The 20,856-nt window shown below is 62.6% G+C and carries 16 protein-coding genes and 2 pseudogenes; 3 read left to right on the top strand and 15 right to left on the bottom strand.

Going from position 1 to position 20,856, the window contains the following annotated elements; genetic code table 11:
* Positions 1 to 4: 4 nt before the first annotated feature.
* The 4 genes from KUA23_RS18575 to xylA all read right to left on the bottom strand — a co-directional run bounded on the left by KUA23_RS18575 (position 5) and on the right by xylA (position 5,228).
* Entirely contained in the window at positions 5 to 1,141 is a 1,137-nt protein-coding gene (locus KUA23_RS18575; RefSeq protein WP_252992600.1) for a sugar ABC transporter permease, read from the bottom strand.
* Positions 1,142 to 2,686 (bottom strand): D-xylose ABC transporter ATP-binding protein, encoded by a 1,545-nt coding sequence (xylG, locus tag KUA23_RS18570; protein ID WP_346356348.1) that lies wholly within the window; start codon positions 2,684 to 2,686, stop codon positions 1,142 to 1,144.
* Positions 2,687 to 2,691: 5 nt separating this feature from the next.
* A complete protein-coding gene (xylF, locus tag KUA23_RS18565; RefSeq protein WP_078049116.1) occupies positions 2,692 to 3,684 on the bottom strand; it encodes a D-xylose ABC transporter substrate-binding protein in 993 nt (330 codons plus the stop codon).
* A 227-nt stretch (positions 3,685 to 3,911) separates the two neighbouring features.
* Positions 3,912 to 5,228, bottom strand: a complete 1,317-nt coding sequence (gene xylA, locus KUA23_RS18560; RefSeq protein WP_252992599.1) for a xylose isomerase — start codon at positions 5,226 to 5,228, stop codon at positions 3,912 to 3,914.
* Between the two features lie 138 nt (positions 5,229 to 5,366).
* Here xylA and KUA23_RS18555 point away from each other — a divergent pair, with 138 nt between their 5' ends.
* Together KUA23_RS18555 and KUA23_RS18550 are read left to right on the top strand one after the other, a co-directional pair.
* Entirely contained in the window at positions 5,367 to 6,539 is a 1,173-nt protein-coding gene (locus KUA23_RS18555) for a XylR family transcriptional regulator (protein WP_099491886.1), read from the top strand.
* Between the two features lie 88 nt (positions 6,540 to 6,627).
* On the top strand, positions 6,628 to 7,605 hold the full coding sequence (locus tag KUA23_RS18550) for a sugar-binding transcriptional regulator (RefSeq protein WP_078049113.1): 978 nt from the start codon (positions 6,628 to 6,630) through the stop codon (positions 7,603 to 7,605).
* Between the two features lie 142 nt (positions 7,606 to 7,747).
* On the opposite strand, the gene dhaL is transcribed toward KUA23_RS18550, so the two are convergent.
* Genes dhaL through KUA23_RS18525 form a run of 5 tightly spaced genes read right to left on the bottom strand, consistent with a single transcriptional unit; the run spans position 7,748 to position 12,671 of the window.
* Positions 7,748 to 8,395 carry a dihydroxyacetone kinase subunit DhaL gene (gene dhaL / locus KUA23_RS18545; RefSeq protein ID WP_078049112.1) on the bottom strand — a complete coding sequence of 216 codons (648 nt, stop codon included), beginning with the start codon at positions 8,393 to 8,395 and terminating at the stop codon, positions 7,748 to 7,750.
* 3 nt (positions 8,396 to 8,398) lie between these two features.
* Positions 8,399 to 9,400 carry a dihydroxyacetone kinase subunit DhaK gene (locus tag KUA23_RS18540; protein ID WP_252992598.1) on the bottom strand — a complete coding sequence of 334 codons (1,002 nt, stop codon included), beginning with the start codon at positions 9,398 to 9,400 and terminating at the stop codon, positions 8,399 to 8,401.
* A gap of 36 nt (positions 9,401 to 9,436) precedes the next feature.
* Positions 9,437 to 10,195 carry an SDR family oxidoreductase gene (locus KUA23_RS18535; protein ID WP_078049110.1) on the bottom strand — a complete coding sequence of 253 codons (759 nt, stop codon included), beginning with the start codon at positions 10,193 to 10,195 and terminating at the stop codon, positions 9,437 to 9,439.
* A gap of 14 nt (positions 10,196 to 10,209) precedes the next feature.
* Positions 10,210 to 11,187 (bottom strand): ABC transporter permease, encoded by a 978-nt coding sequence (locus KUA23_RS18530; protein ID WP_076954377.1) that lies wholly within the window; start codon positions 11,185 to 11,187, stop codon positions 10,210 to 10,212.
* Positions 11,184 to 12,671: a sugar ABC transporter ATP-binding protein gene (locus KUA23_RS18525; protein ID WP_252992597.1), complete on the bottom strand. Its 1,488-nt coding sequence runs from the start codon at positions 12,669 to 12,671 to the stop codon at positions 11,184 to 11,186. Before KUA23_RS18525 ends, KUA23_RS18530 begins: the two co-directional genes overlap by 4 nt.
* Positions 12,672 to 12,927: 256 nt before the next feature.
* Between KUA23_RS18525 and rpiB the strand changes: the two genes are divergently transcribed.
* Positions 12,928 to 13,413 (top strand): ribose 5-phosphate isomerase B, encoded by a 486-nt coding sequence (rpiB, locus tag KUA23_RS18520; RefSeq protein ID WP_100490347.1) that lies wholly within the window; start codon positions 12,928 to 12,930, stop codon positions 13,411 to 13,413.
* Between the two features lie 6 nt (positions 13,414 to 13,419).
* On the opposite strand, the gene KUA23_RS18515 is transcribed toward rpiB, so the two are convergent.
* From KUA23_RS18515 to KUA23_RS18495, 6 genes and pseudogenes are all read right to left on the bottom strand, one after another.
* The gene (locus KUA23_RS18515; protein ID WP_252992596.1) at positions 13,420 to 14,685 is read right to left on the bottom strand and encodes a carbohydrate porin; all 1,266 of its coding nucleotides are present in this window, start codon (positions 14,683 to 14,685) and stop codon (positions 13,420 to 13,422) included.
* Positions 14,686 to 14,740: 55 nt separating this feature from the next.
* Positions 14,741 to 17,149 (bottom strand): glucose/quinate/shikimate family membrane-bound PQQ-dependent dehydrogenase, encoded by a 2,409-nt coding sequence (locus KUA23_RS18510; protein WP_252992595.1) that lies wholly within the window; start codon positions 17,147 to 17,149, stop codon positions 14,741 to 14,743.
* A gap of 346 nt (positions 17,150 to 17,495) precedes the next feature.
* Positions 17,496 to 18,038: pseudogene (locus KUA23_RS30415) on the bottom strand (methyl-accepting chemotaxis protein); the annotation flags it as partial.
* Positions 18,039 to 18,359: 321 nt separating this feature from the next.
* Positions 18,360 to 19,439, bottom strand: a pseudogene (locus tag KUA23_RS30410) (cache domain-containing protein); the annotation flags it as partial.
* Positions 19,440 to 19,584: 145 nt separating this feature from the next.
* Positions 19,585 to 20,475, bottom strand: coding sequence for a bestrophin family protein (locus KUA23_RS18500; RefSeq protein WP_010211227.1), 891 nt, complete (start codon positions 20,473 to 20,475; stop codon positions 19,585 to 19,587).
* An 83-nt stretch (positions 20,476 to 20,558) separates the two neighbouring features.
* The gene (locus KUA23_RS18495) at positions 20,559 to 20,747 is read right to left on the bottom strand and encodes a hypothetical protein (RefSeq protein WP_252992594.1); all 189 of its coding nucleotides are present in this window, start codon (positions 20,745 to 20,747) and stop codon (positions 20,559 to 20,561) included.
* Between the last annotated feature and the right edge of the window lie 109 nt (positions 20,748 to 20,856).

Raw genomic sequence — 20,856 nt, 5'->3', positions numbered from 1 at the left:
AGTATCACCGCCGCGCGGCGCGTGTACTGACGTCGACCCAAACCGCCAACACCAAAATGCTGCCCTTCACAATCATCTGCCAATAGCTGTCCACATCCAGCATCGACATGCCGTTGTCCAGGCTGGTAATCACCAACGCCCCGAGCAACGCGCCATACACCGTGCCCGAACCGCCGCGCATCGACGTCCCGCCGATAAAGCAGGCCGCAATGGCATCCAGCTCGCCCATGTTCCCCGCCGAAGGGGAGCCGGCGGCAAGGCGCGCGGTGTTGACCAGCCCGGCGAGGGCGCACATCACGCCCATGATGCCGAAGATCCACAGTTTCACCGCCTGTACGTTGATGCCCGACAGGCGCGTGGCTTCCATGTTGCTGCCCACCGCGTATACGCGGCGGCCGAACACGGTCTGGCTGGTGACGTAGCTGAACATGCCGAGCAGCACCAGCAACAGCAGCACCGGCACGGGGATGCCGTCATAGCTGTTGAGGGTGGTGACGAACCCGGCCAGCACGGCGCCGATCACCACGACGCGCAGCACATCACGCACCAATGAATGCGCAGCCAGGCCATGCAGTGCGCGGTTGCGGCGTTGTTTCCAGGTCAGGAACAGCGTCAGGGCAAACAGCAAAACGCCGAGGCCGATACCGACCGCATGCGGCAAATATCCCTGGCCGACATACACCAATGAAGGCGACACCGGCGCAATGGTGGTGCCACCGGTGATTCCCAGCAGAATCCCGCGAAACGCCAGCATCCCACCCAGCCCGACGATAAACGACGGGATGCGCAGGTAGGCGGTCATATAGCCGTTGGCCAATCCAATCATTAAGCCGCATAAAGCGACCAGGCTCAGGTTGGCCAGCAGCGGCACGTGGTAAACCACATCCAGAATCGCCGCCAGCCCGCCAAGCAGGCCGAGCAATGACCCCACCGACAAATCAATCTCGCCGCTGATGATCACCAGCACCATGCCGCACGCCAGGATCCCGGTGATCGACATCTGCCGCAGCAGGTTGGACAGGTTGCGCGGGGTAAGGAACCCACCCTCGGTCTGCCAGCTGAAAAACAGCCAGATCACCGCCACCGCGATGACCAGGGCGAGCATTTTGTAGCGGGTAAAAAGGTGTTTGACCTGATTCATCTACGCGGTCTTCCGATCGTTATTGTTATGACTGAGCGCAGCGGCGAGCACCTGTTCCTGGGTGAGCCCCTCGTTGATAAAGTCCCCGCGCAACTGGCCGTCGCCGATCACCAGCACGCGGTTGGACACGCCGAGCACTTCGGCCAGCTCCGACGAGACCATGATGATCGATACCCCTTCGGCCGCCAGGGCACCCATCAGTTTGTAGATCTCATACTTGGCGCTCACGTCCACCCCGCGCGTGGGTTCGTCGAGGATCAGCACCTTGGGCTTGGCCATCAGCATTTTCGCCAGCACGGCCTTTTGTTGGTTGCCACCGGACAGGCTGGTGATCGGCAGGAACGGGCTGGCGGTCTTGAGGTGCATGCGCGCGATCTGCTGGTCGATGCTGCCCAACTCCGCTTCGGCATCGATGCGGGTCAGGTGCGCATAGGTGTCGAGCACCGCCAGGGTGATGTTCTGGCCCACGCCCAGGTCCGGGATGATGCCCTGGCGCTTGCGGTCTTCGGGCACCATGCACAGCCCGGCGCGGATGGCTTTGAGCGGTGTGCGCGTGTCGATCACCTGGCCATCGAGCCACACTTCACCGTAGTAGCGGCCGGGGTAGGCGCCGAACAGCGCCGACACCAGTTCCGTGCGCCCGGCGCCGACCAGCCCGGCAATGCCGAGGATTTCCCCGCGCTTGAGCACAAAGGACACATCGTCCACGCGTTTGCGCTTGGGGTTGTCGACGTCGTAGCAGGTGACGTTGCGCGCTTCGAAGATCACCTCGCCCACCGCATGTGGTTCGGTGGGGTAGAGGTTGCTCATCTCGCGGCCGACCATCTGGGTGATGATCTGCGCGATGTCCATGTCGGCCATGGCGGTGGTCGCGATGTGCTTGCCATCGCGGATCACCGCAATGGTGTCGCACACGGCTGCGACTTCATCGAGCTTATGGGAGATGTACACGCAGGCCACGCCCTTGGCCTTGAGGCTTTTGATGATGTCGAGCAGCACCTCGATTTCCGCGCGGGTCAGGGCCGAGGAGGGCTCGTCGAGAATCAGCAGGCGCGCCTGTTTATTCAGGGCCTTGGCGATTTCCACCAGTTGCTGGTAGCCGCCGCCGTACTGCGACACCGGCAGCGCCACGTTCATGTCGGGCACCTTGAGCTCGCGCATCAAGGCTTCGGCACGGTGGATCATTGCCGGGTAGTTCATGCGCCCACCCGGCAAGGTCAGTTCGTGGCCCATGAAGATGTTCTCGGCCACCGACAGGTCGGGCACCAGGGTCAGTTCCTGGTGGATGATGACGATGCCGGCCGCCTCGGTGTCCCGGATGGACTGGGCCTTGAGCGGCTGCCCGTCCCAGAGAATTTCACCGTCCCAGGTGCCGTACGGGTAGACCGCCGACAGCACCTTCATCAAGGTGGATTTACCGGCACCGTTCTCGCCGCACAGGCCGACGCATTCCCCCGGCCGCACCTTGATGTCGATACCGTCCAGCGCGTTGACTCCGCCAAAGGTTTTGACGATGCCGTTCATTTGCAGCAGGTAGTCGGCCATGGCGGTCACTGCCCGGCAATCTGCTCTTTGGTATAGAACCCGTCTTTCTCCAGCACGTCGATATTGGCCTTGGTCAACGGTGTCGGCGTCAGCAGGATGGTGTCGACCTTCTTGCTGCCGTTGTCGTATTGCGAGCTGTAGGTGGGTTTTTCATTGCGTGCCAGTTGTACCGAGAGCTTGGCCGCCTCCGAAGCGATCAGCTTGAGCGGCTTGTACACGGTCATGGTCTGGGTGCCGTCGATCACACGCTTGATGGCCGCGAGGTCGGCGTCCTGGCCGGAAATCGGCACCTTGCCCGCCAGCTTCTGCGCGGCCAGGGCCTGGATCGCACCGCCGGCAGTGGCGTCGTTGGAGGCGACGATGGCGTCGATTTTGTTGTTATTGCGGGTCAGGGCATTCTCGACGATGCTCAGGGCTTCGGTCGGGTTCCACTCCTTGACCCACTGCTGGCCAACCACCTTGATATCGCCCTTGTCGATGGCCGGTTGCAGCACCTTCATCTGGCCTTCGCGCAGCACCTTGGCGTTGTTATCGGTGGGCGCGCCGCCGAGCAGGAAGTAGTTGCCCTTGGGCGCCGCCTGCAGCACACCGCTGGCCTGCATCTCACCGACTTTTTCGTTATCGAAGGAGATGTACGCGTCGATATCGGCGTTGAGGATCAGGCGGTCATACGACACCACCTTGATCCCGGCCTTCTTGGCTTCGGCGACGGCATTGGTGAGCACGGTGGCGTTGAAGGGCACGATGACGATCACGTCGACGCCACGGGAAATCAGGTTTTCAATCTGCGAGATCTGTTTTTGCTCATTGGCATCGGCAGATTGCACGAAGACCTTGGCATCGAGTTTTTCCGCTGCGGCCACGAAGTAATCGCGGTCGCGGGACCAGCGTTCCAGGCGCAGGTCGTCGATGGAAAAGCCGATTTTCGGATGAGCCGAATCGGCCATCACCGGCAGGGCGAGCAGGGCCAGGGCAGTGGCGATGAGTGTACGTTTCATGATTGTGCGTCCTTTTATTGTTGTTGGAAGACTCTAGACAAACACTGTATCTGTGGTGAGCGGGCTTGCCCCGCGCTGGGCTGCGAAGCAGCCCCAAAACCAGGCACTTCAGAGTGTCAGGTAAAAACACATCGCCTGCAGTGGGGCCGCTACGCGCCCCAGCGCGGGGCAAGCCCGCTCACCACATACAAGCCAACACCCCACAAGCAAGCCCGCTCGCCACAGTGCTAGCGGTAGATAAAGCGGTTCACAATACCCTCAAGCATCTCCTGCCGCCCACTCACCGCCTGCGGGTTCAGCTCCTGGGCAAACGCATGCTCAGCCAGTGATTCCAGGCTGAACTCACCCGCCAGCACGGCCTCGCCCAACGGTTGCTGCCAGCCGGCATAACGTTGGTCCTTGAACTGCTGCAACCGGTCGTTCTCGACCATCGCCGCCGCGCGTTCCAGTGCCAGGGCCAGCACATCCATGGCCGCCACATGCCCGTGGAACAAGTCCACATCGTCCAGACTCTGGCGACGCACCTTGGAGTCGAAGTTATAGCCGCCGTTCTTAAAACCGCCAGCCTTGAGGATTTCATAGGTGGCCAGGGTCATCTCTTCGACGCTGTTGGGGAACTGATCCGTATCCCAGCCGTTCTGCGGGTCGCCTCGGTTGGCGTCGATACTGCCGAAGATGCCCAGAGACACGGCGGTGGCAATCTCGTGATGAAAACTGTGCCCGGCCAGGGTCGCGTGGTTGGCCTCGATATTGACCTTGATCTCCTGTTCCAGCCCGTATTCATGCAGGAAGCCGAACACTGTGGCGCTGTCGTAATCGTATTGGTGCTTGGTCGGCTCCTGGGGCTTGGGCTCGATCAGCAAGTCGCCCTTGAAGCCGATCTTGTGCTTGTGCTCCACCACCATGCGCATAAAGCGCCCGAGTTGTTCGCGCTCGCGCTTGAGGTCGGTATTGAGCAAGGTTTCATAGCCTTCACGCCCGCCCCACAGCACATAGTTGGCGCCTTTGAGTCGCAGCGTTGCATTCATGGCACTGAACACCTGGGCGGCGGCGTAGGCAAACACTTCCGGGTCCGGGTTACTGGCGGCGCCGGCGGCAAAGCGCGGGTTGCTGAAGCAGTTGGCCGTGCCCCACAGCAGCTTGATCCCGGTCTGTTCCTGATGATGCTCCAGGTGATCGACCATCTGCGCAAAGTGGTGGCGGTACTCCTTCAGCGAACTGCCTTCGGGGGCGACATCCGTGTCGTGAAAGCTGTAGTAGTCGATGCCCAGCTTGGAGAAAAACTCGAAGGCTGCATCCGCCTTGCCGATCGCCAGTTCCATCGGATCGCCACTGCGCTGCCACGGCCGCTTGAACGTGCCCACGCCAAACATATCCGCGCCCGGCCATACAAAGGTGTGCCAATAACAGGCGGCCATGCGCAGGTGCTCGCGCATCGGTTTGCCGAGGATGATTTTATTGGCGTCGTAATGGCGAAAGGCGAGGGGGGCGTCGCTGCTGGGGCCTTCGAAGCGAACCTTCTCGACACCGGGGAAGTACGGCATGGCGTTTTCCTTATTGTTCTTGGCGGTGCCCCGATACTAGCAACGGCCAATGGCCTGGCGATTATGAAAATCACCAAGGAAGGGTGCGATTTTGAGTGGCAGGGTCTAGGCTGTTGCGACCGGCCAAGGACAACAACAATGAAAACCCTACCGCCCGTGCACCGCATTGCCTTGCTGTTCAACGGCAGCAAAATCTATGACCGTGGCATCATCGCCGGTATCGGCAATTACCTGAGCAGCACCCGTGCGTCCTGGGACTTGTTCCTTGAAGAAGACTTCCTGTGCCGCCTCAAAGGCATCGAGCGTTGGCAGGGCGATGGGATCATTGCCGACTTCGACGACCCGCTGATCGGCGAGGCGCTGGCCGGGAGCAAGGTGCCGGTGGTGGCGGTGGGGGGATCCTACGAGGATGCGCGCGACTACCCCAAGGGCGTCCCCTACGTGGCCACTGACAACGCGGCCTTGATGAAACTCGCCTATGAGCATTTGATCGAGGCCGGTGTGACGCGGTTTGCCTGTTTCAGCCTGCCCCAGGCCCAGGCCAACCGCTGGGCCCAGGAGCGCGAAAAAGCCTTCAAGCGCTTGCTGCAACGCGACGGTTTGCCGGTGCAGATCTATCGCGGCCTGGGCACCAGCGCGCCGCTGTGGGACAGCGCAGTGGAGCAGCAGATCGCCTGGCTGCACAGCCTGCCCAAGCCGATTGGCATTATCGCGGTCACCGACGCCCGCGCCCGGCAATTGCTGCAAGCCTGCCTGACCGCCGGCATTGCGGTGCCGGAGGAAGTGGCGCTGATCGGCATCGACAACGACCCGCTGACCCGCACGCTCACACGCGTGCCGTTGAGTTCGGTGATCCAGGGCACCGAGACCATGGGCCGTACCGCCGCCGCGCTGTTGCACCAGATGCTGCACGGCAAGCCCTGCCGGGGGGAGCAGATCCTGGTGCCGCCGGACGCGATCAACGTGCAGGCCTCGAGCCTGCATCAACCTTTGGGCAATCCTTACGTGATGCAGGCCCTGCTGTTTATCCGCCAGTACGCGTGCCAGGGCATCAAGACAGCCCAGGTGGCGGCGTATGTGGGGGTGTCGCGTTCCTCGCTGGAGGCGCACTTTCGCAAGGCGCGCGGGTGCAGCGTGCATGACGAGATCCTGCGTTTCAAACTGGCCAGCGCCGCCAAGGGACTGCAGGGCAACCAACTGGCAATTGCCGATATTGCGCGGCAGTGCGGCTTCAAGTCGGCACAGTACCTGCACACGGTGTTCCGTCGCGAGTTCGGCTGTACGCCACGGGAATACCAGCACAGTCACTAGAATCTTTGCAGGCATCGCCCATTCGCCGCTGGACTTGCACCGCACAGACTAGGGAGAATGGTTTTTTGTGGCGTAAATGGAAGCTCCCATGACCGACAGTGCCCAGCGTGCCGCCAGCGACATCGACCTGATGACTGAAGTGGCCATGCTTTATTACCTCGACAACATCACCCAGGAAGCCATTGCCAAGCGCTTCGACCTGTCGCGGGTCAAGGTCAGCCGCTTGCTCAAGCGCGCCCGTGATGAAGGGGTGGTGGAGGTGCGGGTGCTGCAGCATCCGGCCCTGAACACGGAGCTGGAGCAGGCGCTGGTCGAGCGTTTCCAACTGGACCGCGCATTGATCGCGGTTGACCACGGCGACCCCGACACCCAGCGCTCGGCCGTGGCCAGCCTGGTCGCCAACTACCTGAACAAGACCCTCAGCGACGGCATGATCGTTGCCGTCGGCATGGGTCGCAACGTGGGCGCAGTGGCCGAGAACGTGTTCCTGCCGGTGACGCGCAACTGCACCTTCGTGTGCGCCATCGGCGGTTCGCTCAAGGCCGGCGAATACATGAACCCCGACCATATCTGCCGGCGCCTGGCCCTGCGCTTCGGCGCCGAGAGCGAAACCCTCTACGCGCCGGCCCTGGTCGCCAACCCCGAACTGCGCAGCGTGTTGATTAACAACGACACCGTGCGTTCCACTCTCGACCGCGCCCGTCGCGCCGATATCGCCTTGATCGGCATCGGTGACATGAGCGAGAACAGCAACATGGTGCGCATGGGCTGGTTCTCCCCCCAGGAAATCGCCCAGGCCCGCGTGTCCGGCACCGTTGGTGACATGATGGGCTACGACTTTATCGACATCCACGGCCAGCCGGCGGTCAACACCCTGCAGGGCCGCGTGATCGGCTTGACGGTGCAGGAGTTGGTGCGCATTCCCGACGTGGTGGCGATCGCCAGCGAGAACACCAAGGCGGCGGCCACCCTCGGCGCATTGCGCTCCGGGGTGATCAACACCCTGGCGACGACCGTGTCGAATGCCTACACGATCCTCGCCCTGGATGACGCGACGCGCCGCTAGGTGACATCTTGTAGGGGGTGAGGGGGCTTGCTGCAGTGAGTAGGTTTGCTGCAGTGAGCAGGATTGTTGTGGTGAGCAGGATTGTTGTGGTGAGCGGGCTTTCTGTGGTGAGCTGCTCACCACAGAAAGCCCCTCACAACAGCTAGGCGACCAACCGCGCCTCGACCGATTCGGCGAGGTCGGTCAGGATCAGGCAGCACGACACCGCGCCGGCATCCAATACCCCCAGGGACCGTTCCCCCAGGCGGCTGGCGCGGCCGATCTTGGCCACCAGGTCACGGGTGGAGTCGCGGCCCTGGGAGGCGGCGCTTTTCATCTGGCGCAAGGCGTCACGGAACGACGCGCCGCTGGCCTGGGCCTGTTCAAACGCCTCGACGGCCGGGATCAGCGTATCCATCAGGCATTTGTCGCCAACGCCGGCATCGCTGATGTCCTGCAACGAGGTCAGGCCACCGCGCAGCAGCTTGGCGAAGGTCGCCGCATCGATGTTGTCGCGGCCGCGCACTTCGTCGGCCATGCCGATAAACAGGCTGCCATACAGCGGGCCCATGGAACCGCCGATGCCTTCCATCAACGCCAGGGTCAGTTCGTCCAGTGCCTCGGCCAGGGACAGTTCGCGCCCTTCCAGGGTCTTGCCGCAGCGCGAGAAACCCTTGGCCATGTTGATGCCGTGGTCGCCGTCGCCGATGGCGCCGTCCACTTCGCTGAGGTATTCGCGGTTGGCGACGATGATCGACACCAGGTTGGTAACGATGGCGCTACCGGTATTGCTGGGGAAATGCTCGCTCATGCTTCACTCCGACTGTGTCATGCCGATGGCGCGGCAGGGTTGGTCGATCAGGCTGCTCAACTCGGCGTCGAGGCCCAGCAGGGTCAGGGTCACGCCCATCATTTCCAGCGACGTGAAGTAGTTGCCCACGTAACAGCGGTAAATGCGCAGGCCCTTGGCGCGCAGTTGACGCTCGACCTCGGCGTAGAAGATATACAGCTCCATCACCGGCGTGGCGCCCAGGCCCGAGACCAGCACCACCACGCTCTGGTCCTGGGTGAAGTCGCGGTCAGCCAGGATCGGCGCGAGCATGCGCTCGGCCATGGCGGCGGCAGACTCCACCGGCACCACTTCAATACCGGGTTCGCCGTGGTGGCCAATGCCCAGTTCCATCAGCCCGTCGGCAATCTGGAAGTTCGGCTTGCCCACGGCGGGGATGGTGCAGGGCGTGAGGCCGACACCAATGGAGCGGCAGTGGTCCACGGCTTTTTGCGCCACGCGGATCACACCGTCGAGGTCGTAGCCCTGGGCAGCGGCGGCACCACCGATTTTCCACATGAAGATCTCACCGGCCACGCCACGCCGCTTGGCGATGTCCGCCGGCGGGGCAGATGCCACGTCGTCGTTGGCGACCACCGTACGGATGGTCATGTCTTTGCTGGCGGCCATTTTCATCGCCAACTTCACGTTCATGTTGTCGCCGGCGTAGTTGCCGTACAGGCACGCCACGCCCGCGCCCTGGTCGGCGGCGCGGAAGGCATCGAAAAAGCTTTTGGCGGTGGGCGAAGAAAATATCTCGCCGACGGCGACCGCATCCACCAGCCCTGGGCCGACATAGCCGAGAAACGCCGGCTCATGGCCCGAGCCGCCGCCGGTGACAATGCCCACCTGGCCGACCGGTGAAGGCGTGCGTTTGCGGATGACCCGTGGGTTGCTCTCGTATTGCACCAGTTCCGGGTGCGCCAGGAGTATGCCCGCGAGCATGTCCTCGACCACCAGGTCCGGATCGTTGATGACTCGATTCATAGGGTGTTTCCTTGTTCTTATTCGTCTGGAATCGGATTACTGAATGCTGTAGCCGCCGTCGATCACCACGTTTTCCCCAGTGATCATCTTGGCCGCATCGCTGACCAGGTAGAGCACCAAGCCGGCGATTTCTTCCGGCTGAGCAAAGCGCCCCACCGGGATCTGCAATTTGGCCCGTTCGCCCAGTTCACCGGCCCAGGCTTTCTTGCCCAGGGCGGTTTCGACGATGGTCGGCGAGACGGCGTTGACGTTGATGCCGTGTGGCGCCCATTCCATGGCCAGCACCTTGGTCATACCGACCACCGCGGCCTTGCTGGCGCAGTAGGCAACGTGACGATCAAGGCCGATGACGGCGGCTTGGGAAGCGAGGTTAACGATGCGCCCGCCGCCGTGTTCGATCATATGCCGGGCGCAGGCCTGGGCCACGAAGAAGCTGGCCTTGAGGTTGATATCCAGGGTGGTGTCCCAGGCGTTTTCACTGACGTCCAGGGCTTTGTCGAGCAGGGCGACCCCTGCGCTGTTGACCAGGTAATCGATGCGCCCGAGGCCGGCGGCGGCCTGGTCGACGGCGGCCTGCAGCGAGTCGAGCTGGCGCAGGTCGGCCACCACGCCCAGGTGCCCACTGCCGAGGCTGGCGGCCACTTCCACTACCGCAGGGTCACGGTCCAGCAAGGCCACCCTGGCGCCGCGTTCCACCAATAAATTGGCGCAGGCCAGGCCGATACCGGCGGCGCCCCCGGTGATCACGGCGCAACGGCCGGTGAGGTCGAACGCCTGGTTCCAGAAATTGGACATTGCACACACTCCACTTAGCGTTTTTTCTTGCGCCAGACATCGATCAGCACCGCGAGCACGATGATCAACCCCTTGGCCACTTGTTGGTAATACGAGGACACCCCGAGCAGGTTCAAACCGTTGTTGATCACCCCGATCAGCAGCGCGCCAAACAGTGTGCCGACAATGCTGCCGGTGCCGCCCGACAGGCTGGTGCCGCCAATCACCACCGCCGCAATTGCATCCAGCTCATAGGACACGCCTGCCTGGGGCAGGGCCGAGGTCGTCCGCGCCGCCAGCACCACGCCCGCCAGCCCCGCCAGCAGGCCGGAAATCACGTACACCGAGAACGTCACCTTGCGCACGCCGATGCCCGAGGTGCGCGCGCTCTTTTCATTGCCGCCCACGGCGTACACGTAGCGGCCGTAGGTGGTGTAGCGCAGCACCATCCAGAAGATCAGCGCGACCACCGCAAAGATAATGATCGGCACGCCGATGGGGCCGAGCTTGCCAATGCCCATGGCCAGGAAGCTGTCCGGCAGGTCGGTGACCGGGCTGCCGTCGTTGAGGATAAAGGTCATGCCCCGCGCCACGCTGAGCATGCCAAGGGTGGCGACAAAGGGCGGGATGCTCAGGTTGGCAACCATGAAGCCATTGACCACCCCGAGCATGGCCCCGGCGAACATCCCCGCACTCACCGCTGCCAGCAGGCCATAGCCCTGGGTCGCGACCAACGCGCTGCACAAGCCGGCGAACGCCAGGATCGAACCCACCGACAGGTCGATGCCCTTGGTGAGGATCACGTAGGTCATGCCCACCGCGAGAATGCCATTGATGGAGGTCTGGCGCAGGATGTCCATCCAGTTGCGCCAGGTCATGAAGTATTCGCTGGAAAAAGCCATTACCAGGCACAGCAGGATAAACACCAGCGGCAGGCCGAAACGGTCGAGGGACAGGCGCAGGCGGTTGCGCGGTGCAGCGGTAACGGGGGCGGCAAGGACTTTACTGTTCATGAGGCAAGACTCAACAAGGCTTCCTGGGAAAGGGCGGTGTCGCTGCTGACGGTGACCAGGCGGCCACCCTTGAACACGGCGATGCGATCACTCAGGTGCAACAGCTCCGGCGCTTCGGACGACACCACGATGGCCGCGCCACCGGCGCGCACAAACTCGTCCAGCAGGTGATAGATCTCCTGCTTGGCGCCTTCGTCGATGCCGCGCGTGGGCTCATCGCACAACAGGCAGATCGGTTGGGTCGACAGGCATTTGGCGAGCACCACCTTCTGCTGGTTGCCACCGCTCATCGACTCCACCGGCAGGTCCAGGGACGAAACCTTGATCTGCAGGCGCTTGACCATGCTGTGTGCCAGCGCCTGTTCCTTGCGCGCATTGATCACCGACCAGCTCGACAGTTGCTTGTAGGCCGAGAGTGCGATGTTCGCGAGGATGCTGCCACTGAGCACCAGGCCGCTGTCCTTGCGGTCTTCGGTGACCAGGGACATGCCGGCGCGGATGGTTGCCGCCGGGGTGCCCGTGGGCAACGGCTGGCCCTGCAGGGTGGCGCTGCCGGCGTCCGGCAGTGTCAGGCCGTACAGGCAGTTGAGGAATTCGCTGCGGCCCGAGCCCATCAGGCCATAGATCCCGAGGATTTCACCCTGGCGCAATTGCAGGCTGATGTCCTCGAACTCGCCCTCGCGGCTCAGGCCGCTGACATCCAGGCAAGTAGTGGCCGCGCATTCGCGACCGACCTTGTGGTCGATGCGTTGCAGTTCCTGGCCGACGATGCCGCGCACCAGGTGGGCACGGTCGATATCGGCCATGCGCCCGCTCTCCACAAAGGCGCCATCGCGAAAGATGCTGTAGTCATCGGCGATCTGCGCCAGCTCGCTGAGGCGGTGGGACACATAGATGATGCCGGCACCCCGTGCCGTCAGGCGGCGGATGGCCTTGAACAGGGTCTCGGCTTCACGCTCGCCGATGGCCGAGGTGGGTTCGTCCATGATCATTACCTGGCAGTCATGGCTGAAGGCCTTGGCGATTTCCACCAGTTGGATCTGCGCTACGCTCAGGCGGTGCATCGGGCTGGTGGCGTCCACGTCGAATTCGAGGCTTTGCAGCAGCTCGCGTGTGCGCCGGTTCAGTGCCTTGCTGTCGACGATACAGCCAGCACGGCGCGGCTCGCGGCCCAGCCAGATATTTTCGGCCACGGTCATGTAGGGAATGGGTTCCAGCTCCTGGGTGATCATCGCCACCCCGGCGGCCAGTGCCGCGCTGGGGCGGTCGAACTGCACCGGCTGGCCGTTGAGCAGGATGCTGCCGGCGTCACGCTGGGTGATGCCCATCAAGATGCTGAGGAAAGTCGATTTGCCCGCGCCGTTGCCGCCGCACAGGGCGTGCACGCTGCCGGCCCGCAGGGAGAGGCGCCCGTCGCGCAGGGCAGGGACCCCGGCGTAGGCCTTGGAAACGCGTTCAGCCTGGAGCAGTAATGGCGTGGCCATCGGTGTGTCCTCTTGCTGATTTTTGTTATTAGGTCGTTTTATCCAATAGGCTGATCATATGATCGGATAATGATCATATGTTTAAACTGCTTGAGCCGGTTTTGTCAATGGTTCGGCCAGGGAGGTTCTGTCGTTTTGCAGTTTTTAGGGTAAGGGCTCTTTAAATAAGCCTTGACAGCCGCCTGCCTGTCGCCTGCTAATGTTTGTGCATATTTTCATTGAGTGATCATTTGATCGGTCTGGCGGAGAAACAGTAATGGGTGCACAAACGACGTTTTCGGTGGCGATCGGATGCGACGAGGCAGGCTTTGAACTCAAGGAAATGCTCAAGGGCTTTATCGAAAGCCTCGGGCATGGGGTCGAGGATTTTGGCTGCTATTCGTCCAGCCCGGTGCTGTACCCGGACATTGCAGCGGCCGTGGCTACGGCGGTGGGGGCGGGTGAACAGCGCCTGGGCGTGTTGATTTGCGGCACTGGCATCGGCATGGCGATTTCCGCCAATAAGATCAAGGGCGTGCGGGCGGCCCAGGCCCATGACACCTATTCGGCCGAGCGCGCGCGCAAGAGCAACGATGCGCAGATCCTGTCCATTGGTGCACGGGTGATCGGGCCCGAGCTGGCCAAGAGCATCGTCAAAGTGTTTCTGGCGTCGGAATTCGAAGCGGAGCGCTCCGGGAAGAAAGTCGAGCGCATTACTGCGCTCGAACAGGCGAACAGGGCCTTGCCGTCGGGCGACGACTGAGCCGCTTCAGAACACCGCCTTGACCTGCAGGCCCAACACCAGCGCGTTATCGATATTCTCGCCAGAAAACGCGCCCGGCTCGATGATGTATTGCACATCCGGGCGCAGGGTCAGCCAGGGGGTGGCCTGGTAGCCGTAGCTGAGTTCGATCAACTGCTCGGCATTGTTCAGGTTGGGGTAGTCGGTCCCGGCGTTGAAGGCGGCCAGTTCCTGCACATCGCGGCTGCGCGGGTTGGGTACGGCACGGCCATAACCCAGGGCCAGGGTGTCACGCGGACGGCCTTCGAACGGTTTGTACAGCACCACGCCCGCGCCATACCACTTGCTGAACGGCGAGGCTGCTTCGCTGGCTGCCGAATATTGGCCGAAGGCATGCAGCACGCGGCCGGCGGATGCGTCGGACGCCCACACCGCCTGGTCGACCAGCAGGTAGTGACCGCCGCGACCGCTGACCTCCTTGTTGTTGCCGATGCGTTTGACGTCGGAGCTGTCGTAGTAATAGCCCAGTTTGTATTCCCCTGGCAGGCGGCCTGCGTGCTTGTACACCAGCTCGATGGGCACCACGGTGCCGGTGGTGTGCTTGGGGCTCAAGTGCCAGGCGCGGCTGGAGTCGCCGTTGCTGTCCGGGTCGACGTTGAACGCGGCGACGCGCAGCTGCCAAGACGGCGCGAAGTCATATTTCACTCGTGCGCCCAGGCGTGCGTTGGGGTAGTTGGTCCAGCCGCTGCCGCCGGACATGTTCAGTGGGTGCCCACAGAAACCGGCGTTCATGAAGTTGCACAAAATCCCGCTGTCCAGGCCGCCAAGGTCATTGCCCATGGCCATGTAGCCGAGCTTGACGTTCAGCGCCGGGGTGAACAGCGTGCGTTCGTAGCTCAACTCGGTGAGGCGGGTATAGAGGCCGCCGTAGTTTTCCTGGATCGGTAGGCGATTGCCCACCAGGTCCTCGGAGGCGCTGTTGCCGCGACGGTCGTTGACGGTGAGCTGGATGCGGTCGCCATGGGTCAAGCCGTAGAGCTTGCCCAGGTCGAACTGCACACCGAGCTTGAGGTTTTGCGAGTAACGCGCCGAGCGGTGCTGGCCGCCGTGGGCGTTGTAGGCGGTTTCGCCGCTGTAGTCGCCGGTGAAACGGATGCCTTGCTCGTCGAGTTCACGGCGCAGGCCGCCCCAGTCGCCGGTCAGGGTGGTGTCATCGGCTTGCACCGGCAGCGCGGCACCCAGGGCCAGGCCGAGCAGCAGGCGCCCAAGGGAAAGATGAGAAGAGGGGGTCATGCGGGTTCTTCCAAAGCAAAAGGCGCGGTGCGAGGGGCACCGCGCCTGGAGGGGGTTATGGCAGGGCGTAGGCGATCACGTAGTCGCCGCGGTCGGTGGACTGGCGTGCGCCGCCGGCGGTGATGACGATGTACTGCTTGCCGGTTTTCGGCGACACGTAGGTCATCGGGCCGCCTTGGCTGCCGACGGGCAGGCGGGCTTTCCAGATTTCATCACCAGTGCCGCTGTTGAACGCGCGCAGGTAGAAGTCCTGGGTACCGGCGATAAAGATCAGGCCGCCCTGGGTCGACAGGGTGCCGCCGAGGGTTGGCAGGCCGATCTTGATCGGTAGGTGCATGCGGATGCCCAGGGGGCCGGTGTCTTCAACGGTGCCGACCGGTACTTGCCAGGCGACCTTTTGCGTCTTCATGTCGATCGCGGTCAGGGTGCCGAACGGTGGCGCCTGGCACGGAATGCCGGCCACCGACAGGAAGCGGTTCTTGTTCACGGCATACGGTGTGCCCTTGAGCGGCACGGCGCCCATGCCGGTGTTCAGCGCTTCGCCACCGGACGAGGCCTGGGCCTTGTTCTGCGACGGCATCATCTGGATCCACAGGCCCAGGCGCATGTCGTTGACGAAGATAAAGCCGTGCACCGGGTCGGTGGAAATGCTGCCCCAGTTCATGCCACCCAGCGAACCCGGGAAACTCAGGGATTTATCGGTGCCTGGCGCGGTGTACAGGCCATCGTAGCGCATGCCCTTGAAGTCGATGCGGCACAGCAGCTGATCGTAGGGAGTGGCGCCCCACATGTCCGATTCGGTCAGGGTCTGTGCGCCGATCTGTGGCATGCCGACCGATTTTGGCTGGGTGGGCGAGTAGGGTTCGTTAGGGATGTTGGCAGCTTTGACCGGGACTTCCTGCACGTCGGTGAGCGGCTTGCCGGTGGCGCGGTCGAGCACGTAGATCTGCCCGGCCTTGGTGCCTATCACCACGGCAGGCACGGCTTTGTCGCTGCCTGGCGGGGTGAAGTCGATCAGGCTTGGCTGCATCGGCAGGTCGAAGTCCCACAGGTCATTGTGGACGGTCTGGTACACCCACTTTTCGGTACCGGTGGAGGCGTCCAGTGCCAATACCGACGCGCCGTATTTGTGGTTGAGCTGGGTGCGTTCCACGCCGTAGATGTCGGTGGACGAGCTGCCCATCGGCAAGAACACGGTGTTCATCAGCGGGTCATAGGACATCGGCGCCCAGCTGTTCGGGGTGCTGCGCACATAGGTGCTGCCGTCGGCCGGGGCTTTTTTGTCTTCCGGGTTGCCCGGGTCGAAAGCCCAGCGCATCTGGCCGGTGATCACGTCGAAGCCACGGATCACGCCGCCGGGCATGTCGGTCTGGACGTTGTCGGCCACGCGGCCGCCCACCACCACGGTGGTGCCGGCCATCAGCGGTGCCGAGGACAGTTGGTAGTAGCTGTCCGGCACGTTACCCAGGCCGGCTTTCAGGTCCACCTGGCCATGGGTGCCGAAGTCTTCGCAGAACTTGCCGGTGTCGGCGTCCACGGCGATCAGGCGTGCATCGATGGTGTTGGTCAGCAAGCGACGCTGGCACTGCGCACCGGCGGGAACGCTGGCGGCAATGATCGGCGAGCTGTTGGGCTGGGTCGGCTGGGCAACTGGCGCGGTGGCGTCGAAGTAGGCCATGCCACGGCAACGCTGCCAGACCGCCGATTTGGCGTTGACCTCGTTCTTCCACAGCTCTTTGCCGGTGTCGGCGTCCAGGGCGATCAGGTTGTTGTGCGGCGTGCAGATGAACACTTTGTTGCCGATCTGCAGGGGCGTCAGTTGGTCTTCGGCACCGTTGCCGTCGCTGATGGCTACATCACCGGTGTGATAGGTCCAGGCCACTTTGAGCTTGTTGACCGTGTCACGGTTGATCTGGTCCAGCGCGGCAAAGCGGCTGCCACCTTCGGTGTTGCCGTAGTGCGCCCAGTCTTTCTGCGCATCCGCTGCAGCCACCGGCGTGATGCCAGGGCCGGCACCGGTCGGTGCGACGCTTGGGTGAGCGACGAACATATTGCCTGCCGCCACTGCCACGCCCACCGCCAATACCGCCGCCACGGCATAGGCGCCGCGTGCAGGCCGATTGACGAGCAATGGGTAAACCAGTGCCACCACCATGCCGATGGCCGCGAACATGAACACGCGGGAGAACAAGGGCCAGAACACCAGGCCCACATCCGCCACCGCCCAGATGGCCGTGCCGACCAGGAAGGCCGCGAACAGCCAGGCACCCGCCGGCTTGCGAGCGGCAATCAACAGCCCGGCAATCGCCATGACCGCGCCGCCGATCAGGAAGTACCAGGAACCTCCCAGGCTGACCAGTTTGACGCCGCCAATGGCCAGCGCAAGGCCGAGCAGGGCGATGATCACGCCCAGGCCCAGCAGTAATAATCTAGAGGCGCCAGCGGCGCGCGATGCTCGTTTCATGTCGAAAGGACTCGAATGTGAGAGGGCAAAGACGCGATTTTAGCAAGATAAGTAACTGGTTAGTACATTATAGTCCTGCAATAGACTATTACAGGTGCTGCGATGATGGCGTGTGGCTAAATGTCGCCCAGGATCTGACGTGATACTTATAAGGTGCACGCAACGTGTAGTGAGCGGGCTTGCCCCGCGCTGGGCTGCGAAGCAGCCCCAATCCGGGCACCGAGATCTATCTGGATTAACTCGGTGGATTTATAGGGTGCTGCTTCGCAGCCCAGCGCGGGGCAAGCCCGCTCACCACAGCAAGCCCGCTCGCCGTAAATTGTTGCTCTGCGCACTCGCCGGCCTGTTAGAACTTGAACCGCCCCACCAACCCCTTGAGCTGACCCGAAATATCCGTCAGTCGCCCTGATCCGGTCTGCGCCGAGTGGGCGAAGCCTTCCACCAGTTGTGCATCGGCATGGATCTGCGCGATGTGCCGGTTGATCTCTTCGGCCACCTGGTGTTGTTCTTCGGCGGCGGTGGCGATCTGGGTGTTCTGGTCGCGGATCGAGTCCACCGAGCCGCGGATCTTGTCGAAGCTGTCGCGGGCCTGTTGGATACGTTCCACGCTGGTGTGAGACACCAACAGGCTGCCTTGCATCTGCTGGGTCACTTCCTGGGTGCGGCGGGCGAGGTTGCCGAGCAGGCTGTCGATCTCGCCGGTGGAGTCCGCAGTGCGGCGGGCGAGGGCGCGGACTTCGTCGGCGACCACCGCAAAGCCTCGGCCCTGGTCGCCGGCGCGCGCGGCCTCGATCGCCGCGTTGAGCGCCAACAGGTTGGTCTGCTCGGCAATCGAGCGGATGGTGTCGAGGATGGTGTTGATGTTTTTACTGTCCTGCTCCAGTTGCTGCATGGTCTGGGTGGAGCGTTGCAGGTCTTCGCTGAGCTTGAGCACGCTGCCGGTGGCCTCACCGATGTGCTGCTGGCCGTCGTGCACGTCGCGGTAGCCTTCGTCGGCACTGGTGGCGGCGGCGCTGCAGGAGCGTGCGACTTCGTTGGCGGTGGCCACCATTTCGTTGAACGCGGTGCTCACCAGTTCCACGGCTTCGCGCTGGCGGCCGGCAGCCTGGTTCATGTTGTGGGCCACTTCGCTGGTGTCGGCGGCGGCGGTCTGCAGGTCGGACGAGGCGTTGCCGATGCGCTGCACCAACTGGGCGATCATGCTCAGGAACTGGTTGAACCAACCGGCCAGGCTGGCGGTTTCGTCCTTGCCTTGCACCTTGAGCTGGCGCGTCAGGTCGCCTTCACCTTCGGCGATTTCTTGCAGGCCGTCGGCCACGCCGCGGATCGGGCGCACGATGACGCTGGCAAAGCTGGCGCCGACAATCGCGAATACCAGGGCCAACACTGCTGCAATGGCCGCGATCAACCAGGTGAGGCGGGTGGCGCCGGCCATCACTTCGTCGCGCTTGATCAGGCCGATAAAGCGCCAGCCGAGGTCTTTGGAGCTGACCATGTTGGCCATGTAGGCCACGCCATCGATGTCGATCTGGCTTACGCCGTCGCCGCGCTTGGCCAGTTCGGCGTAGTTGGGGCCCAGGTCGGCCAGGGGCTTGAAGTTGTGCTTGGCATCGCTGGGGTCGACCAGCACGTTGCCGTTGCCTTCCACCAGCATCAGGTAGCCGCTGTCGCCCAGCTTGATGTTGCGCACCAGTTCGGTGAGTTGCTTGAGCGACACGTCCAGGCCGACCACGCCGAGGATATTCCCGGTGGCGTCGGCGACGGTGTGTACGGTGCCGATCAGCGTCACATCGTCCGGCGCCCAATAGTAGGCGCCGGTGCGCACGGTTTTACCCGGCGCGGCGATGGCTGCCTGGTACCAGGGGCGGACGCGCGGGTCGTAATTGTTCAGTTTGGTATCGTCGGGCCAACTGGCGTAGCCGCCGTCCTTCAAGCCCAGGGACAGGTAGGCGGTGCTCGGATGACTTTTGGCGAACTGGTCGAAAATCTCCAGCAGCGCCGTGTTGGTCGGCGTGAGAGGGATTTGTGCGGCGTCGGCGCCGGCGTAGCTCTTGAGGTCCTTGGCCGCGACAACGCGCGGGTCCTTGGCCACATAGTCGACGTTTTGGCTGATGCCATCGAAGAACTGCTTCATGCCATTGTCGATCTGGCGGATCTCGCGGCCACTGCTGTCGAGGAAATTGGCCTGGGCCCCCTCGCGCAGATTCAACACGACCAGCACGGCCACCAGGATAACCGGCACGCACGCGATGGCCGCAAATGCCCAGGTCAGCTTTTGCTTGATATTCATGACTTCACCCGCGGGTATTTATAATTTTGGCAAGGAGAAAACAGTAGCGTCGAGCGTCGCATGTGTTGTTATGAGAGGGGTGTGGCCCATGCGTACTCCCTGTATATCGACTGAGGGAGCACGCACTTGAGGCCGAAGGGAGGGTTTAACCGATGCGCTCGCCACCCAGCGCATCACGCTGCATCGACTGCAGGTTTTTCTCGATGGTTTCGCAGATGGTGTCCATCTGGATCTGGTGTTCGCTGGAGTTGAACGGGCTTTGCAGGTCGGTGCCGATACGCTCGATGGCCAGCAGCATGAAGCCCACCACCGTCGAGGCCAGCGGGGTGAACCAACCCAGGGACTCCACCAGGCCCACCGGTACGATCAAGCAGAACAGCGAGATAAACAGGCGCGGGAAATACACGTAGGGGTAGGGCAGCGGGGTGTTGGCAATCCGTTCCATGCCGCCCTGGGCGTTGGACAAATCCACCAGGGTCGACTCCAGCCGTGCCAGGCGAATGCTGTCGAGGTGACCGACCTTGTACTCCCGTGCCAGCAACGCCGCTGAACCGGTGAGGATATCGTTGGCAAAGTTGTTGGTGGCGCCGTTACGCGCAAACTCATCGCCGGGGATAAACGCGCGGACTTCTTCGGGGCACGGTTGGCCCTTGAGGTGCGCGGCCAGGCAATTCACATAGGCCACATGGCGGCGCAGCAGGGTGGCCTTGACCGGGTTCACTTCGTCGTCGGGATCATCCAGCAGGGTCAGTACCTGGCGCGCAAAACTGCGCGAGTTGTTGACCATCGCGCCCCACAGGGTACGGGCTTCCCACCAGCGGTTGTAGGCGCTGCTGTTACGAAAACTGATCAGCACCACCAGCGCCGAACCCAGCAGGGTCAGGGGCATCAGCGGCAGATTGATTTTGTAGGTGAGGAACAGCATGAAGTCCACGGTGACGGCGACGTCCCACAACAACAGCCAGAATAGCGCCCAGCCCACGTAGCCCATGGTCTTGATGATCAGGCGGTACTTTTTGATGATGGCGGCTTTCAAACGAGAACCTCGCGAGCGGTAAGCAACAGTGCCTAAGCTCGGACGCGGGTTAACGACAAAGGTTCGCCTGGCGCCTGAATCGTTTAAGTGCCGCGAATGTCGATCTCTTCCTGGCGCAGCACCTCAAGCGCTGCCAGCACGACATGCGCTTGTTCAATGACGTTGCCCGCCATGACTTCATGCCCGTGTTGCTGCAAGACGCGCGCGTTTTCCACGATTTGGTTGATTTTGGTTTCAATAGTGTCGGCAAACAGGATGATCGAGCTATTCATGACGGTTTCTCATTCGGGCGAGTACTGTGCTTTTATCAATGGCACTGACCACCTCAATGCCGAGTTTCGTCGAAAGTTTCATGGGTTTAATCCGCTCGAAATGTAGGCA

The organism is Pseudomonas pergaminensis (assembly GCF_024112395.2).
Lineage (GTDB): Bacteria > Pseudomonadota > Gammaproteobacteria > Pseudomonadales > Pseudomonadaceae > Aquipseudomonas > Aquipseudomonas pergaminensis.
Note: the sequence above shows the minus strand (reverse complement) of the source record. Positions and strands in the feature narration are given on the sequence as shown.